Genomic DNA, 16,850 nt, shown 5'->3' with positions numbered 1-16,850 from the left:
ACACATACAAAGGAGGGCACAACTGTGGCTATGGACCGGACCCGTGTCGCCGTGGAGATATACGGAACTTCCTACAAGCTTGTCGGAAGCAGCACAGAATATATGAAGCAGGTCGCCCGTCATGTCGATGAGCATATGCGTGCAATATCGAAATCACATTCCAGACTGGATACGCCGCGGATTGCGGTGCTTACAGCTGTACATATGGCAGAGCAGGCAATCCAGGTTCAGGATTTCAAGAATGAGCTGAATATGCTGACCGGTGAACGCACCGAGCTGCGAGTGGAGGTGTCACGCCTTCAGGATGCGCAGCGTGAACAGCAGGAAGAATATGAGAAGCTGGAAGCGGCAGCGAAGGAAGAGGCGGCGCGGCTGATTGCCGCTGCCGAAGAAGAACGCTCAAGGCATCTGGAGCAGCAGGAGCAGGAGCGGCAGCTGCAAGCCCAGCTGCTGGAGGAAGAGAAGCAGGCTGCGGCTGCCGCCCGCGAGCAGCTGGTGCAGGAGCTGAAGGCACGCGAGGAAGAGCTTAAGGCGCTGCGCCAAGGTCATGAAGCAGAACAGGCTGCAAGCCGTGAGGCGGCGCGGCAGGAGCTGGAAGCCGCAGAAGCCATGCGGCTGCAGCAGCTGGAAGAGTTGAAGTCTGCCCATCAGCAGGAACTGGAGCAGCTGCGCGAGACGCTGATCCGCGAGAAGACAGAGACGTTGTCTGCCCTGGAGCAGGAGCTGCATGAGACGCGGGAGTCGATGGGCAGCGAGATCGTGGAGATCCGCTCCACGCTCAGCAAGGAGCTGGCTGATACCAAGGCCGCACTCACGAGTGAGCTTACCGGGGAACGGGAAGCGCTCGAGAAGGAGCTGGCCAAGAACAAGGAGCTGCGGCAGTCCCAGGGGACGCAGGAGCACCGGCACAAGCAGCAGCTTCAGGAGCTGGAGAAGCAGCTTGGCGAGCTGCGCGGCGGAACCGGGCAGCTCCAGTCCCGGCTGCGTGCGGCGGAAGCCGGGCTGAAGGGCGAACGCGATGCGCGGCTGACGCTGCTGGCGCAGTACGAAGCTGTGCTGAAGCGGGAGGAGCAGCTCGGGGAGGATCTGCGGCTCGCGGCAGAGGGGGCGCAGCAGCATAGCGCCGAGCTGGAGGAAGCTCGCCAGCGCTATGGGGCTGTAGAGAGCGAAGCGGCAGAGCTGCGCGGCGCGCTGCAGGAGACGGCGGACAAGCTGAGCACGGCGCTTGAGGAGCTGCACACCGCTACGGAGCTTGGCAATCTGCTGAACGATGAGCTGGAAGGGCTGCGCCAGCGTTATGAGCTGACGCAGGAAGAAGCGGGAGCACTGCGCAAATCTCTGCGGGAGACGGCGGACAAGCTGAGCACGGCGCTTGAGGAGCTGCACACCGCTACGGAGCTGGGCAATCAGCTGAACGATGAGCTGGAAGGGCTGCGCCAGCGTTATGAGCTGACGCAGGAAGAAGCGGGAGCACTACGCACATCGCTGCGGGAGACCGCGGACCAGCTCAGCCGGACGCAGGTCGAATTCGACCGGACGGCCGAGGAGGCTGCTTCCTGGCAGGAGCGTGCGAACAAGCATATGGAGGATATCGGCGAGCTGGAGATGAAGCTTCTGGAAGAAGGGGAGAAGTCGGCAGCACTGCAGCGCGAAGTGGAGACCCTGCGCGGACAGGCAGACGGCATGGTTCAGCAGCTTGATCAGGAAGCGCGGCTTCGTGCCGAAGCGGAGCAGGAGCTTACCGTTCAGCAGGAGGCGGCAGAAGCAGCCCGCAAGGAACTGGCAGCGCTGCGCGGCCGTTACGAGGAGCTGATCGCCCAGTACGACGAGATTCTGCAGGACGGGGAGCAGCTGAAGGAACGCTGCGAGCTGCTGGAAGCTGAAGGCGAGGAAGCTGTGCGGCGAATGGAAGAGCTATACGAGGCAGGCCGTGAAGCTGCCGCTGCGGCGGCGGAGCAGCAGGAAGCACTCCGTGAGACCCGGGAGTACGAAGCTACCTGGAAGCAGAAAGTTGAGGAGCTTCAGCAGCGCGAGCAGCAGTGGAACGAGCAGGAGGCACAGCTGCGAGAGGAGATTGAGATCTGGCAGCAGGAGGCCGGGGAAGCCGAGGCTCAGGCGGAAGCAGTCAGCCGCTCGCGCACTGAGGCGGCGCAGCAGCTGGATGAAATCGGCGAGAGCTATGAGATGGTCCAAGGCCAGCTGCGGCTCGTTCAGGCCCAGTTCGAGCTGCAGCAGGGGGAGCTGGAGAAGCTGTCCCAGGAGCATCGCAGCTTGCAGGCGGAATATGCCAAGCTGCAGAGTGAATATAATGAATGGATTCAACTGATCGAACAGGACAGTTGAATGGCGGATGCATCACAGGAAGAGCTGTTGTAAGCAGGAATGCTTAGAACGGCTTTTTCTGCTGTACAGGGACAGGGGGCGGCCTCCTATTAGGGGGACTGCAAGGGAGGGCTGCTGCTCTAAAGTTGGCTGAAGTGAAGTATTGCACCAATCCTGCACTAAATACAACATTTGTACCTCTGAGGCAGCAAATTGCGGGAAATCCTGCCCAGAATGCAACATATCTTAGGCAATGACCCGCTCCACCGGTAACATTCCTGCAAAATATGCAACATTAGGCGTTCTCAAGCTGCAATCCGCTAGGAATCCTGCAAAATGTGCAACACTTGGCGAGCCCAGGCTGCAATGAAGAGCACAAGTGCCCTTGACATAATAAGTATTGCAACCGGTTACAACCCGGGGTAGGATGTTGGTTGAGGTGAACGGGATGGATAAGAAATGGGTTAGCGGCGCTGGGGTTATTGTGCTTTTTATACTGTTGTCATATTTGTTTATAGGCTTCGCGCGCCATTCTGCCCGGATGGGCAATATCGTCAAGGAATTAAGCGGCCAGCCCAGTCAGGACAAGCCCGGATATCATATTGTGCTGATCGAGCAGGAGCGGTACCACCCGTACTGGGAAATGGTCGAGAAGGGGGCGGCGGAGGCCGCAGCGAAATACGGGATAGAGATCGAATTTACGGGACCGGTGCGCAATAACATGGAGGAGCAGATCAGCCTGCTGGAAAAAGCGATTGCCGCCCAGGTGGATGCCATCATCGTCCAGGGGCTCAACGATGAGAAGTTCACGCCGGTGATTGATAAGGCCGTGAACCGGGGGATTCCGGTGATCACGATTGACACGGATGCTCCGGCCAGCCGGAGACTGGCCTATGTGGGCACTGACAATGTAGCTGCCGGTGAGGCGCTGGGGCGCATGGTAGTGAAGACGACCGGCGGAAAAGGCAAAATAGGCGTAATCATCGGCAGCGAGCTGGCCAAGAACCAGCTTCAGCGTCTGGACGGGCTGAAGAACATCGTGAAGGACTACGGCGGCATGGAGATTGTCGATGTCCGCAGCTCCAACATCTCGCATATGGAGGCGATCCAGCAGGCGGCAGATATGCTGCGGTATCATCCGGAGATCGATGTCATGGTCGGGACCAGTTCAACGGACGCGCTGGGAGTCTTGCAGGCATCGAGGAGCCTGAAGCGCGGGCCGCTGACCATTATCGGCTTCGATAATCAGGCGGAGACGCTGGATGCCATCAGCCGGGGAGCGATCACAGCGACTGTTGCGCAGCAGCCCTACCTGATGGGGAATATGGCGGTCCGGCTGCTCCATGAGCATTTTAATGGTGCTGAGTTACAGCCCCGGTACTATACCGGTGTGAAGGTGCTGGATAAGACCAATGTGCAGGAGGGAGAGAGCCTATGAGTATCCGCCTGAAGCTGCTGATCTGCATTCCGCTGCTGGTGCTGCTGATGAGCTCGGTCTCCTTCGTACTGTTCCAGAGCGGGAAGAATGTGCAGGAGAGCTACCACCTGATGATGAACCGGATCATGCTGTATAAGGAGGTATCCTATGAGGTCGGCGAGAATATGCGCTCCTTGAACCGCTTCATTATGCAGGTGGATACCGACAGCTTCCCGGAGGTGGAGAAGCATCTGGGCGCGGTGCTGGAGCTGCGCAGCAGGCTGGACGGGATGAATACCATCGGGGGCAGCGGCCTTCCGCTGATGAACTACAGCCACCTCATTGATACTTTTGTCGAGCAGGCGGGCCAGATGATCACGGAGATTGACGGACAGGATGCGAATTCGCTGGCAGGTGCCTATATCGAGGCGGAGCAGACACAAAGGTTCATCCGCGAGGAGGCCCAGGAGCTGGTCGATCTGGAGCTGGACCAATATAAGCCGATCTACGCCGAGATTATGTCCACGACAGCGAAGCTGAACCGGATGGGCAGTCTGCTGGTGATTACCGCGGCGCTGCTTAGCATCTGTATGGCGGTCTGGCTGTCCGGCAGTATTACCGGACCGATCCGCCGCCTGGTGGCAACGGCCAAGCAAATCTCGAAGGGACGGATGGATACCAAGGCGCCGGAGAGCGCGGGTAACGATGAGATCAGCATACTGTGCCGCGCTTTTAACGGGATGATCGATAATATCCAGGAGCTGATGAAGGAGAACATCAAGAGTGCGGAGAAGGACCGGCTGGTCAAGGAGCTGGAGCTGAAAATGCTGCAGAGCCAGATCAATCCGCATTTCCTGTTCAACACACTGAATTCCATCGCCAAGCTTGCGTATCTTGAAGGGGCGGCGAGAACCAGTGATCTGACCGTATCCGTCTCGCGTCTGCTCCGCTATAATCTGCAAAAGCTGGACCAGGCCGTTCCGCTGCGCGAGGAGGTCGAGCATGTGAACGAGTATATCAACATCCAGCGGGCCCGCTTCCGGGACCGGATTGCTTTTGAGATGGAGATTGATGAGCAGGCGATGGACGGGATGGTGCCTTGTCTGACGCTGCAGCCGATCTTCGAGAATGCCTTCGTTCACGGTCTGGAGCAGATGGAGAAGGGGGCTATACTTACGCTGTCCATCCGTTACCGCAGCGGGCAGGTGGAGATTGTGATCAGCGATAACGGAGCGGGTATGAACCGCGAGACGGTAGCCCGGCTGATGGGATCGATTCAGCAGGAGGCGCCGCATTCCAGCGGCAAGGGCCAGTCTACCGGGCTTGGGACACATAATGTTTTTAAAAGACTGCATTTATTCTTCGACGGCCAGCAGCTCATCGAGATCAACAGCAGTGAAGGGCAGGGGACGGCGGTGCTGTTCCGGCTGCCCTTCCGGACCTCGGCCTAGAGGCACTCACCTGAAGTGAAGGGGGAAGCGATAACGATGTACAAGCTGCTGATCGCAGATGATGAAGCACTGGAGCGGGAGGGGCTGGAGCTGATGATCCGGCATCTGATCCCGGACAAATTCGAGTTCCTGCATGCGGGGAACGGGCGGAAGGCGATTCAGCTGGCGGAGGAGCACCGGCCGGATATGATTTTCATGGATATTAAGATGCCCGGGATTCAGGGGCTGGAGGCGGTGCGGCAGATCAGGGAGAAGCTACCGGCGGCGCAGATTGTGATGATTACGGCCCATGACTACTTCGCGTATGCCAAGGAGGGGCTGCTGCTGGGGGTGCGCGACTATCTGCTGAAGCCGGCCCGGCGGGAAGAGGTTGCGGAGGTGCTGAGGAAGCTGATGGCGGTCATAGAGGAGGCGCGGGCGCGCAGGAATGAACAGCTGGAGCTCCAGGAAAAGCTGGCCCATCTGCTGCCGCTGGCCGAGAATGAGCTGACCCTGATGCTCATGCTGGAGCATGTGCAGGATCTGGAGCCGGAGCAGCTGGCCGGGCTGCTGGAGCTGCACTTCAGCAAGGGCTACGCAATGGTCCTGTCATTCCCCCGGCATGGGGAGACGGGCTGGGAGACATTCCGGCAGTCCAAGCGGGAGATCTATGAGGCGGTCAAGCAGTTTGCCAAAACAGGACTGGGCTGCCTCGCCGGACCGCTGGCCGGGCATCAGCTGGCGCTGTTCATTCCCTTGCCGCCGGGGAGGACCGGATATTCCCAGCGCGTCAGCTCGCTGGACTGGGGAGAGCGGCTCCGCAACTATACCCGGGAGCGCTTCGGCCTGCCCCTTGGCATCGGGATCGGCTCGATCCGTGAAGGCTGGGACGGGCTTAGCCGTTCCTACCGCGAAGCCGTCCGGGTATGTGCGGACCACCAGCATTCATTCGGTGTGCACCATTACGATGATATGATCCAGAGCTCGGGGCAGACGGCGGTCTCGCTGGATGAAGAGAAGAAGCTGCTTACCGCCCTGCTCCAGCGCAGCAAGCAGGAGGCCGCCCAGCGCTTCAGCCTGCTGTATGACTCCTTCGAGCAGGGAGGGGAGCAGCCGCTGTCCGCCGTGCGCGGGGAGGTAACCGGCCTGCTGCTGTTCCTGGCCAGAGGCGTTCACTCCACGGCCGGTGCGGAGCTGCTGGCTTCGCTGAATGCAGCGGAAGATCCGCATGCTCTGCGGTTAAGCGCGGAGGCCTGGCTGGAGCGGCTGATCGATGGCCTGGAGGAGGAGCAGGAGCATCACCGGTCCCATGTGCATCAGCGGGCGCTGCTCTATATCAGCCAGAAGTACAAAGAGGATATCTCGATGGAGCAGACGGCTGAATACGTGAACCTGAGCCCGCACTATTTCAGCAAATTATTCCGGCAGCATGAAGGAGAGACCTTCATCGACTATGTCACACGGCTGCGGATGAATGAAGCGAAACGCCTGATCTCTGAGGATCAGCTGAACCTGAAGGAAATCTGCTATGAAGTAGGCTATAAGGACCCGAATTATTTCAGCCGGGTCTTCAAGAAGGCTGCGGGGATGACGCCAAGCGAATTCCGCCAGCAGCAGGAGAAGCCGGGTCCTTGCTGAGCGCAGCAAGGACTTTTTTGTGCTGTTGCCCCGGTTTATCCTATGAAAGCCGGGGCGGAGAATTACATTACAGCAGGCAAGACGAAGAATGCGGGTGGAGGGCAAATAAGTGCAGGGAATCGCTGCTCCCGGGGCGGTTTTTCCATGCTACACTTTTTTTGTAAGCGCAATCAAAAATAGGGCTGACGAAAAGGGGCGTAGCAATCGTGAGAAAATACGGAAGAATAGTTTCCCTCGGGCTGGCGGCGATGGTGCTGGCGGCATCGGTGGCGGGCTGCGGTGTGGTCTCAAACGGTGACAACGAGAAGAAGGAGTCTGCGGGAGCGGCCAAGGACGGGGACAAAATTGTCATCGGCATGTCCATGGATACCTTGAAGGAGGAGCGCTGGCAGAAGGACCGGGATATTTTCACAGCAAAAGTACAGGAGCTTGGCGGTGAAGTGAAGGTGCTGGCCGCGAACGGGGATGATGCTACCCAGCTAAGCCAGGCGGAGCAACTGATCTCCCAGGGTGTGGATGTGCTCGTGGTCATTGCCCATAATGCGGAGGCTACGGCTCCCATCGTGGATAAGGCGCATAAGGAAGGCATCAAGGTCATTGCCTATGACCGGCTGATTAACAATTCCGAGGTGGATTATTACATCTCCTTCGATAATGTGCGTGTCGGGGAATTCCAGGCTCAGGCGGTCATCGACAAGGCTCCGAAGGGCAATATCGTTTACATCGGCGGCGCGGATACCGACAACAACGCCCACATGTTCAAGGAAGGTGCGATGAATATTCTGAAGCCGCTGGAGGAGAAGGGCGATATCAAAATCGTCTACGACCAGTTCTCCAAGGACTGGAAGCCGGAAGAAGCGCTGAAGAATATGGAGAATGCGCTGACCGCGAACAATAATGATGTACAGGGCGTGGTAGCTGCGAATGACGGAACAGCGGGCGGCTCGATTCAGGCGCTTACGGCACAGGGCATGGCGGGCAAAATTCCGGTATCCGGCCAGGATGCTGACCTTGCCGCTGTACAGCGCATCGCCGAAGGCACGCAGCTGATGACGGTCTACAAGCCGATCAACGCGATTGCCACGAAGGCGGCGGAAATGGCGGTGGCGGCTGCCAAGGGCGAGACAATTTCAACTGATAAGACTGTTAACAACGGTAAAATTGATGTTCCATCCGTGCTGCTTGATCCGCTTGCCGTCAACAAGGATAACCTGGATGTGCTGATCAAGGACGGCTTCCACAAGCTGGAGGATGTATATAAGAACGTTCCGAAGGACCAGTGGCCGAAACAATAAGGGCAGCCTGTACGGCAAGCAGATGCGGCGCCAGTGGCGAACCCGCATCTGCTTGCTGCTTGAGGGCGGGAAGGAGGACCGGCAGGCATGAATGTACTTGAAATGGTAGAGATCAGCAAGAGCTTCCCCGGCGTGAAGGCACTGGACCATGTGAACTTCAAGGTGAAGCAAGGAGAGATTCACGCCTTGTGCGGAGAGAACGGCGCAGGCAAATCCACGCTGATGAAGGTGCTGAGCGGACTGTACCCTGCGGGGACCTATGAAGGCGAAATCCGCATCGGCGGGGAGAAGAAGGCATTCCACCAAATTACCGATGCCGAGCAGGCCGGTATTGCGATTATCCATCAGGAGCTGGCGCTCGTGAAGGAGATGACGGTCGGCGAGAATATTTTTCTGGGGGCAGAGCCGGTGAAGCGCGGGGCCATCCAGTGGAATGAGCTGTACCATCAGGCTTCGCTGTGGCTGAAGAAGGTGGGGCTGAACCTGTCGCCGGATACGAAGATCGGCAATCTGGGCATCGGCCAGCAGCAGCTCGTAGAGATTGCCAAGGCGCTCTCCAAGCATACCCGGATTCTCATTCTGGATGAACCGACAGCGGCGCTGACCGAGAGCGAGGTGTCCATCCTGATGGGCATCCTGAACCAGCTGCGGCGCGAAGGGGTTACCTGTGTCTATATCTCCCACAAAATGCCCGAGGTGTTCGCACTGGCCGATTCGATTACCGTGCTGCGCGACGGGCGGACGGTGGCAACCCTGGAGCGCCAGGCGACGAACGACGACCAGGTGGTATCGCTGATGGTCGGCCGTGAGCTGACCGAGCGCTATCCGCGCGTCCCGCATTCCCCCGGGGACAAGGTGCTTGAGGTCGCAGACTATAATGTCTGGCACCCGGAGAAGCGTCAGCAGAAGGTGCTTAGAGATATTGGATTTACGCTCCGCCAGGGCGAAATTCTGGGCATTGCCGGGCTGATGGGGGCCGGACGGACAGAGCTGGTCAGCAGCCTGTTCGGTGCGTATGGCGGAAGAAGCGAAGGCACGGTTCTGATCGAAGGCAAGGCCGTTAAGATCCGTTCCATTGCCGAAGCGATCAAGGCCGGGATTGCCCTGGTCACGGAAGACCGCAAGCGCCAGGGGCTGGTCATGGGGATGGATGTCAAGCGCAATACGACGCTGGCTACACTCGGCAAGGTCTCAAGGCTCGGAGTGATCAATGAGAATGAGGAGATCAAGTGGTCTGAGCAGTACGTGAAGGATCTGAAGACGAAGACTGCTTCGCTGGAGACACTGGTCGGCACACTCTCCGGGGGGAACCAGCAGAAGGTAGTTATCGGCAAATGGCTGATGAGTGACCCCAAGATTCTGATTATGGACGAACCCACCCGGGGCATCGATGTCGGGGCGAAGTATGAAATCTATAATCTGATGAACAAGCTGGTAGAGCAGGGAGTAGCTATTATAATGATCTCCTCGGAGCTTCCGGAGGTGCTCGGGATGAGCGACCGGATTCTGGTGATGTGCGAAGGACAACTGGTACGGGAATATGACTGGCGCGAGGCAACGCAGGAGAATATTATGCTGGCCGCCACAGGAGGCAGATAGAGATGCAGCTGCAAAAAGAGCTTAAGGAACCTGAAGCGGTTCCGGCCGCCGGAGGATCGCGCTTGCGTACCCTGTTCGGCAAAATGGATATGCGTGCCTATACGATGATTGGCGCATTAATTCTGATCTGGGTCCTGTTCGGCGCGTTGAATCCGACCTTCCTGACCTCGCGGAACCTGTCCAATCTGTTCACACAGATGTCGGTGACCTCTATACTGGCCATTGGCATGGTGCTGGTTATCGTGGCGGGCCATATCGATCTGTCCGTCGGCTCCATCGTCGGCTTGACCGGCGGGATGGCTGCGATTCTCAGCAACTGGCTGGAGCTGCCCGCTATCGTGGTCATTCTTGGTACCGTGGCCGCAGGTGCGGTGCTGGGTCTGGTTCAGGGCTGGCTGGTCGCCTATAAAATGATCCCCGCCTTCATCGTTACCCTCGGCGGGATGATGGTGTTCCGCGGGGTGCTGATGGGCGTGACTGAATCAATGACCATTCCGGTATCTGATCCGGTGCTGGCGCTGCTCGGCAATGCCTACTTTGCCTCAGGCTTCGGAATCATTCTGGGTGTACTCGCTGTGGCTCTGCTGCTGTATAGCGCGTTCACGAAGCGGCGCTCCCGCAAGAAATACGGGTTCACTGTCGCCCCGCTCGGCATGGATATCGCGAAGGTAACAGGACTGTCCCTGCTCGTAGTAGTCTTCGTGGCCTTGATGAACAATTACAAAGGGATTCCGTTCCCGATCATCTTCGTCATTGTGCTGGCGGCCATCTTCTACTTCCTGTCCACCAAGACGACCTTCGGCCGCCATATCTATGCCATAGGCGGTAATATTGAGGCAGCGCGGCTCTCCGGGATCAACATCAAGCGCAAGACGATGCTGGTCTTCATCCTCAGCGGCCTGCTCGGCTCCATCGCCGCCATCGTGCTGACCTCCCGCCTGGCCTCGGCGACCATTACCGCAGGCAATATGGCCGAGATGGACGCCATTGCCGCCTGTGTCATCGGCGGCACCTCGCTGATGGGCGGAGCCGGAACGGTCATCGGCGCTCTGATCGGAGCGCTGGTCATGACCTCGCTCGATAACGGCATGTCGCTGATGGGACTGGAGTCGTTCTGGCAGTATGTGGTCAAGGGCTCGATCCTGGTCATCGCCGTCTGGCTGGACATTTCAGGCCGCAGCAAGGGTGTGAAGTAAGAGGAGGGGCTGTAGCAGCCCCTTAAGCATACAGAGCAAATAAGCCGGCAGGGATGTTGTCCCTTCCGGCTTATTTGCTGACTAGAAAATCATTATTTTCGTCCGATATGTTGTGCGCGTAGGTGCGAGAATCGAATGTAATCGAAAAACCGATCACATTGGGCACGGCGGAGGCGAGAGGGCCGGATAAGGTCGGAAAACCGTTTACATTCGGCGCTGCGGAGGTGTGTGAGCCGAATAAGGTCGAAAAACCGATTACATTGGGCGCGGCGGAGGCGAGCGGGCCGGATAAGGTCGAAAAACCGATTACATTGGGCGTGGCGGAGGCGAGCGGGCGGGATGTATGCGGAAAACCGAACACAATGTGTCGTACGGGGGTGGGGGAGCCGAATGTATGCGGAAAACCGAACACAATGTGCCAATACTGAGGTGAAGGGTCGGGTGCAGGCCAAACGAGCTAATGAGGTGCACTAGTGCTGCACAATTGCCCTTGAGTCACTGGAAAGTTGACCAACTGAGCGAATGAAGGAAATGAAAGGGATAAATCCCTCTGAATCCGCCGAATGCGGGCGTACGGATCAAACGAAAGGGATAAATCCCTCTGAATCCGCCGAAAGTGAGCGGACGGATCAAATAAAAGGGATAAATCCCTCTAAATTCGCCGAAAGTGGGCGGACGGATCAAACGAAAGGGATAAATCCCTCTGATTCCGCCGAAAGTGGTCGGACGGAGGAAATGAAAGGGATAAATCCCTCTGAATCCGCCGGAAGCTGGGTTATTCCACTCTGTTAATCCCCCCTTTACTCCACAATAATCTTGGCAGTCATTGCGCTGTGGCCGGAGCCGCACATGATGGCACAGGTCATCTCGAAGGTTCCGGCTTCCTCGGGCAGCACCACCTGCGAGGCGTTCTTGGCGTCCAGCCGCAGCTTTATCTCCGGGATCAGAATGCCGTGATTGCCGCTCTCATTTTCAAAGATGATTTTGACAGGGACGCCCTTCTTCAAATGGTACTCCGGCTGGTCAAAGCTATAATTGGTGGCCGTAATGACGAGTTCTTCCTCCGCCGTCAGATTGCTCCCGGCAGCTGCGTTGTTTGCGCTATCAGAATTGCTGCTGTTCCCTCCGCAGGCCGTTAGCAAAAGCACTAAAAGAATAGAACAAAGAATAGCCGACTTCCTGATCATATGCATCCTCCTCATCTACTTGGGCAGTTGACCTTAGCATAGCCTAAATCGGTCAAGTTGTCTTGATCAATCTATGAAAAATACTCTATCCACCGTTATTCAACGCAGCTGCAAACTTTGTCGAATTTTGCAAAAATATGATGCAAAATAGTTTAAAATTAATTATAATTAAGCCTAATATAATTAAAGCTTCATATTATTCCACTAGAAGCAGGGGAGTCAGATCATTATAGATTACGCGTTGCAAAGTGCAGAGAGATGGCACCGGAGAATATTGTATGGCTACTGGATCATCGTACTCTGTCTGCTGCTCGCCCAGTTCCTGTATATGCTGTACTCCCGTTCTGCCCAGATGCAGACGATTTTTAGTCCCGGCAAAGGCCATGTGTTCATAGTCTGCAACCTGATGATTGTCCTGACAATGGCTTCTGCCGAGGTCTGGCTGCGGCGCTCGTTCCGTTATCATAAGCAGGCGGTTGTAGTCTGCAGCTTTATGGTTTCCTATCTGATGTATTTTGTGCTTGAGCCTTATGTAGACGGTGCCCAGATGACGCTGATGATGCCGATTATGCTGGCCCTCATCTATTTCGACCAGCGGTTGCTGTATTCGCTTGGAGCGTTTAGCATTGTATTCTACGGGGGGATCTATTTCGGGCTTGAACGGCCGCTGCTTGGTAAGCCGCTGCTGGAGTTTGTGCTGGTGGAGTGTGTGTATGTTGTTTTTGCCCTGATGGCGCAGGCTGTGATCCTCCGTGGCCGCGAGACGCGCGAATATCTGGAGCAGCTCACCAAGTCGGAGCAGGAGCTGATGGTAGAGCGGGCGATTTCGGACAAGCTGCTGAAGATGGATGCGTTAACCGGCCTATATAATCACAAGACGTTCCATGAGTATCTGGATTCGCTGCTGGAGCAGTGTGAGAGCAACGGACTGAGGCTGCAGCTTGCGCTGCTGGACATCGATAATTTCAAGCAGGTCAATGACAGATACGGACACTGGGTGGGCGATCTTGTGCTGAAAGAGGTGGCGGCCAAGATGGGCAGCCTGATCGGGTTGAATGACTTCGCGGCAAGGTATGGCGGGGAAGAATTCGCAGTGATTTTTACGGATAAAAGCTTCCAGGAAGCCTACGCTGCTGTCGAACAAATGCGTATCAGCATTGCCGCCATGTGCCATCCGTATGCCGGGAACAAGCCCATTACTGTCAGTATCGGACTATGTCACTACCAGCTTGGAGACGGCAAGGAGCTGTTGTTCCGCAAGACGGACGATTCGCTCTATACAGCCAAGCGCAGCGGGAAAAATGCTGTGGTGACCTCTGCGGTTACTTCCGGTGAAGAACATAAATTTACAGAAAACCCCCAAGTTCCGATATAAACCGGGAGCTGGGGGTTTCATTGTCTGCACGGGCCTGGCGTAAGTTATTTGCCTGCTTCGAACGGAGTGGATACCGGCAGGAAGAGGTCGATGATCCCGATGACCAGTGCGGCAAGCAAGGCACCAAGTACCGAGACACTGACTCCGCTGACGACAAACTGGGCAATCCAGATAACCAGAGCGCTGACCAGGAAGCCGACGATACCGCGGCCGAAGGGCGTTGTTTTTTTGCCGAAAATGCCTTCAACGACCCAGCCGAGCAGCGCGATCACCAGAGCAAGCATGAATGCGCTCCAGAATCCCCCGACCGTGAACTGCGGAACAATCCAGCCGACCACCATCAGCACGATTGCAGCGACTATGAACCGTACTACATGAGCTAAGAATCTCAATGAACTAACCTCCTTTGGCGTTCGCTTAAGGATATGTGCGTTGTTATTGTGGCCCGAAGCCGGTTTTCTATGCCCAGAAATCATACCCAAATAGCGAAAATGGGCTAAATTAGGTATAATGGTTCCATCTATGAAGGGAGCTGTGACAGTAATTGGACGACAAAATTTTGCATACGCTTGAATATCGCAAGATTTTAAATAAATTGATGCAGTATACGCAGACGCCGATGGGACGGCTGACCGCCGAGCTCCTGAAGCCTTCCGGTGATTTCGAAGGGGTGAAGAAGCTCCTGCAGGCAACGGATGAGGCGGTAAATGTTGACCGGTTGAAGGGAATTCCTTCATTCGGTGGCATAACCGATATCCGTCCTGCGCTGAAGCGTGCATCAATTGGCGGGATGCTCGGCACAGCAGAGCTGCTTGCGGTAGGCAACACGATTGGCGGGGCCCGCCGGGTCAAGCGGTTCCTGAATGCCATGCATGACGATGAGGGCATTCCTGCGCTCTTCGCGCAGAGTGATCTGCTGTCGGAGCAGAAGCATGTAGAGGATGCCATCCGCATGTGTATTGACGAGAACGCCGATGTAATGGATTCGGCGAGCACGGAGCTTGCTTCCATCCGCCGCGAGCTGCGCGGGGGAGAGACACGCATCCGTGAGAAGCTGGATTCGATGATCCGCTCGTCTTCGGTCTCGAAGATGCTGCAGGATCAGCTCGTGACGATCCGTGGTGACCGGTTCGTCATTCCGGTCAAGGCAGAGTACCGCGCCCACTTCGGCGGTATCGTGCATGACCAGTCGGGCTCAGGAGCCACGCTGTTCATCGAGCCGGAATCCATTGTGGCGATGAACAACAAGCTGCGGGAGACGCGGCTGCGTGAAGAACGCGAGATCGAGATCATCCTGCACCGGCTGACTGCGCTGGTAGGCGATATTGCCGAGGAGATGGCTTATGATATCGACATTCTCGGCGAGCTGGACTTCATCTTCGCCAAGGCGCGGCTTGCACGCGACCTGAAGGCTACCCAGCCGCGGATGAATGACCGCGGATACCTGCGCCTGCGCAAGGGCCGCCATCCGCTAATTCCGGCGGAGCAGGTTGTGCCTCTGGATGTGGAACTGGGCAATGATTACCGCTCCATCATCGTGACTGGACCGAATACGGGCGGAAAGACTGTGACCCTGAAGACGATAGGCCTGCTCAGCCTGATGGCCATGTCCGGTCTATTCATTCCGGCCGAGGAAGGCAGCCAGCTGTGTGTCTTCGATGCGATCTACGCTGACATCGGCGATGAGCAGAGCATTGAGCAGAGCCTCAGTACCTTCTCCAGCCATATGACGAATATTATATCCATTCTGAAGCGGATGACACCGAAGAGTCTGATTCTGCTCGATGAGGTCGGGGCAGGAACAGATCCGGCTGAAGGCTCTGCGCTCGCGATAGCGATTCTGGAGAATATTCACCGGACGGAATCCCGGATGGTTGCTACTACACATTACAGTGAATTGAAGGCATATGCTTATGAACGGGCAGGGGTTATTAACGCCAGTATGGAATTCGATGTGCAGAGCCTGAGTCCTACTTACCGGCTGCTGGTCGGTGTACCTGGACGAAGCAATGCGTTCGCTATTGCTGAACGCCTCGGGATGCCAAGTGCGATCCTTGAGCATGCGCGCGGCGAAGTGAAGGAAGAAGATATGCGCGTTGAGCATATGATTGCATCCCTTGAAGAGAACCGCCTCACCGCGGAGAACGAACGCGTGCGGGCGGAAGAGATTCGCCGCGAAGCGGAGGAATTCCGCAAGCGGCAGCAGCAGGAGCTGGAGAAGCTCGAAGGCTCACGCGACAAACGTCTGGAGAAGGCAGAGAAGGATGCCAGCGATCTTCTGGCCAAGGCGCGCAAGGAAGCTGAGGAGATTATCAGTGACCTCCGCCGCCTGGCGCTGGAGGAAGGCGCGTCCGTCAAGGAGCATAAGCTGATCGAAGCGCGCCGCCGGCTGGATGAAGCAGAGCCTGCCCCGCGTAAGAAGGCTGTGCCGCGCAGCACGGTCAAGGCGCCGCGCAAGATTCAGCCAGGGGATGAAGTTAAGGTAGCGAATGTGAATCAGAAGGGCCTTGTGGTTGAGCTGAGCGGCACCAAGGAAGCTGTTGTTCAATTCGGCATCATGAAGATGAAGGTCAATCTAAGTGATCTGGAGTTCCTGGCTTCCGCACCGGATGCTCCTCCGCCGGCTCTGCGCAGGGCGACAACGGTCAAGCGTACACGCGATGAGAATATCCGTAATGAGCTTGATTTGCGCGGAGCGAACCTGGAGGAGGCGATAATGGAGACCGACCGCTTCATCGACGAAGCTTTTCTCGGCAATTTGGGGCAGATCTCCATTATCCACGGCAAGGGGACGGGAGTCCTGCGGACAGGAATACAGGAATACCTCCGCAAGCACAAGCATGTCAAAAGCTATCGGCTCGGGAATTACAATGAAGGCGGCGCGGGTGTGACGGTAGCTGAACTGGAGTAGCGCCCATAGTCCGGCAGGGAAGAGGGAAAAGTGTGCAGGATAATATTGATCTTTTGCTGGAACATCCGCTGGGGGCGCTGCTAGGCTACTTCACTGTCGCCATATTGGGGCTGGTCGTATTTTTGTCCTTCTTCGAAATGGTAACGAAATACAACTGCTGGGAAGAGATCCGCAAGGGGAATGTGGCCGTAGCCATGGCAACCGGAGGCAAAATCTTCGGAATCTGCAACATCTTACGCTTCAGCATTGAAGCGGGGGCATCAATCTATGAGACGATGAAATGGTCGGTTGTAGGCTTTTTGCTGCTGCTGCTGGCTTACTTCCTGTTCGAGTTTTTTACTCCGGTCTTTTCAATTGATGAAGAGATTGCTGCGGATAACCGGGCCGTAGGACTGACAGCTATGCTGCTCTCCATATCCTTGTCCTATGTTATCGGCGCGGCCATATTCTGAATAGGGGGCAGGAATGATGAAGATTCTG

Annotated in this window: 13 protein-coding genes; 11 read left to right on the top strand and 2 right to left on the bottom strand. The window is 56.7% G+C overall.

All coding sequences use genetic code 11. The features are described from left to right. Positions 1–24: 24 nt before the first annotated feature. The 8 genes from NSS64_RS20000 to NSS64_RS19965 all read left to right on the top strand — a co-directional run bounded on the left by NSS64_RS20000 (position 25) and on the right by NSS64_RS19965 (position 11,325). Entirely contained in the window at positions 25–2,343 is a 2,319-nt protein-coding gene (locus NSS64_RS20000; protein ID WP_341141273.1) for a hypothetical protein, read from the top strand. A 427-nt stretch (positions 2,344–2,770) separates the two neighbouring features. Then, the gene (locus NSS64_RS19995; RefSeq protein ID WP_340942665.1) at positions 2,771–3,760 is read left to right on the top strand and encodes a sugar-binding protein; all 990 of its coding nucleotides are present in this window, start codon (positions 2,771–2,773) and stop codon (positions 3,758–3,760) included. Continuing rightward, on the top strand, positions 3,757–5,190 hold the full coding sequence (locus NSS64_RS19990; protein WP_341141272.1) for a sensor histidine kinase: 1,434 nt from the start codon (positions 3,757–3,759) through the stop codon (positions 5,188–5,190). The genes NSS64_RS19995 and NSS64_RS19990 overlap by 4 nt, the downstream gene beginning before the upstream one ends. 36 nt (positions 5,191–5,226) lie before the next feature. Beyond that, entirely contained in the window at positions 5,227–6,807 is a 1,581-nt protein-coding gene (locus tag NSS64_RS19985; protein ID WP_341141271.1) for a helix-turn-helix domain-containing protein, read from the top strand. A 248-nt stretch (positions 6,808–7,055) separates the two neighbouring features. Then, the gene (xylF, locus tag NSS64_RS19980; protein WP_341142852.1) at positions 7,056–8,102 is read left to right on the top strand and encodes a D-xylose ABC transporter substrate-binding protein; all 1,047 of its coding nucleotides are present in this window, start codon (positions 7,056–7,058) and stop codon (positions 8,100–8,102) included. Positions 8,103–8,189: 87 nt separating this feature from the next. Continuing rightward, entirely contained in the window at positions 8,190–9,701 is a 1,512-nt protein-coding gene (locus NSS64_RS19975; protein ID WP_341141270.1) for a xylose ABC transporter ATP-binding protein, read from the top strand. A gap of 2 nt (positions 9,702–9,703) precedes the next feature. Beyond that, on the top strand, positions 9,704–10,897 hold the full coding sequence (locus tag NSS64_RS19970) for a sugar ABC transporter permease (protein WP_341141269.1): 1,194 nt from the start codon (positions 9,704–9,706) through the stop codon (positions 10,895–10,897). 122 nt (positions 10,898–11,019) lie between these two features. Continuing rightward, the gene (locus tag NSS64_RS19965) at positions 11,020–11,325 is read left to right on the top strand and encodes a hypothetical protein (RefSeq protein WP_341141268.1); all 306 of its coding nucleotides are present in this window, start codon (positions 11,020–11,022) and stop codon (positions 11,323–11,325) included. A 372-nt stretch (positions 11,326–11,697) separates the two neighbouring features. Here the strand turns inward: NSS64_RS19965 and NSS64_RS19960 are convergent, their stop codons facing one another. Further along, positions 11,698–12,084: a cytochrome C oxidase subunit II gene (locus tag NSS64_RS19960; protein WP_341141267.1), complete on the bottom strand. Its 387-nt coding sequence runs from the start codon at positions 12,082–12,084 to the stop codon at positions 11,698–11,700. Between the two features lie 274 nt (positions 12,085–12,358). Between NSS64_RS19960 and NSS64_RS19955 the strand changes: the two genes are divergently transcribed. Continuing rightward, positions 12,359–13,459 carry a GGDEF domain-containing protein gene (locus NSS64_RS19955; RefSeq protein ID WP_340991855.1) on the top strand — a complete coding sequence of 367 codons (1,101 nt, stop codon included), beginning with the start codon at positions 12,359–12,361 and terminating at the stop codon, positions 13,457–13,459. A gap of 44 nt (positions 13,460–13,503) precedes the next feature. On the opposite strand, the gene NSS64_RS19950 is transcribed toward NSS64_RS19955, so the two are convergent. Further along, positions 13,504–13,851, bottom strand: coding sequence for a phage holin family protein (locus NSS64_RS19950; RefSeq protein WP_076083650.1), 348 nt, complete (start codon positions 13,849–13,851; stop codon positions 13,504–13,506). A 152-nt stretch (positions 13,852–14,003) separates the two neighbouring features. On the opposite strand from NSS64_RS19950, the gene NSS64_RS19945 reads away from it, so the two are divergent. Beyond that, positions 14,004–16,370 (top strand): endonuclease MutS2, encoded by a 2,367-nt coding sequence (locus NSS64_RS19945; RefSeq protein WP_341141266.1) that lies wholly within the window; start codon positions 14,004–14,006, stop codon positions 16,368–16,370. Positions 16,371–16,402: 32 nt separating this feature from the next. Next, positions 16,403–16,822, top strand: coding sequence for a DUF350 domain-containing protein (locus NSS64_RS19940; RefSeq protein ID WP_036696710.1), 420 nt, complete (start codon positions 16,403–16,405; stop codon positions 16,820–16,822). Positions 16,823–16,850 lie beyond the last annotated feature (28 nt).

Origin of the sequence: Paenibacillus sp. FSL H8-0122, from assembly GCF_038005345.1 — a bacterium.
In the GTDB taxonomy this organism is placed as follows: Bacteria; Bacillota; Bacilli; order Paenibacillales; family Paenibacillaceae; genus Paenibacillus_AQ.
Note: the sequence above shows the minus strand (reverse complement) of the source record. Positions and strands in the feature narration are given on the sequence as shown.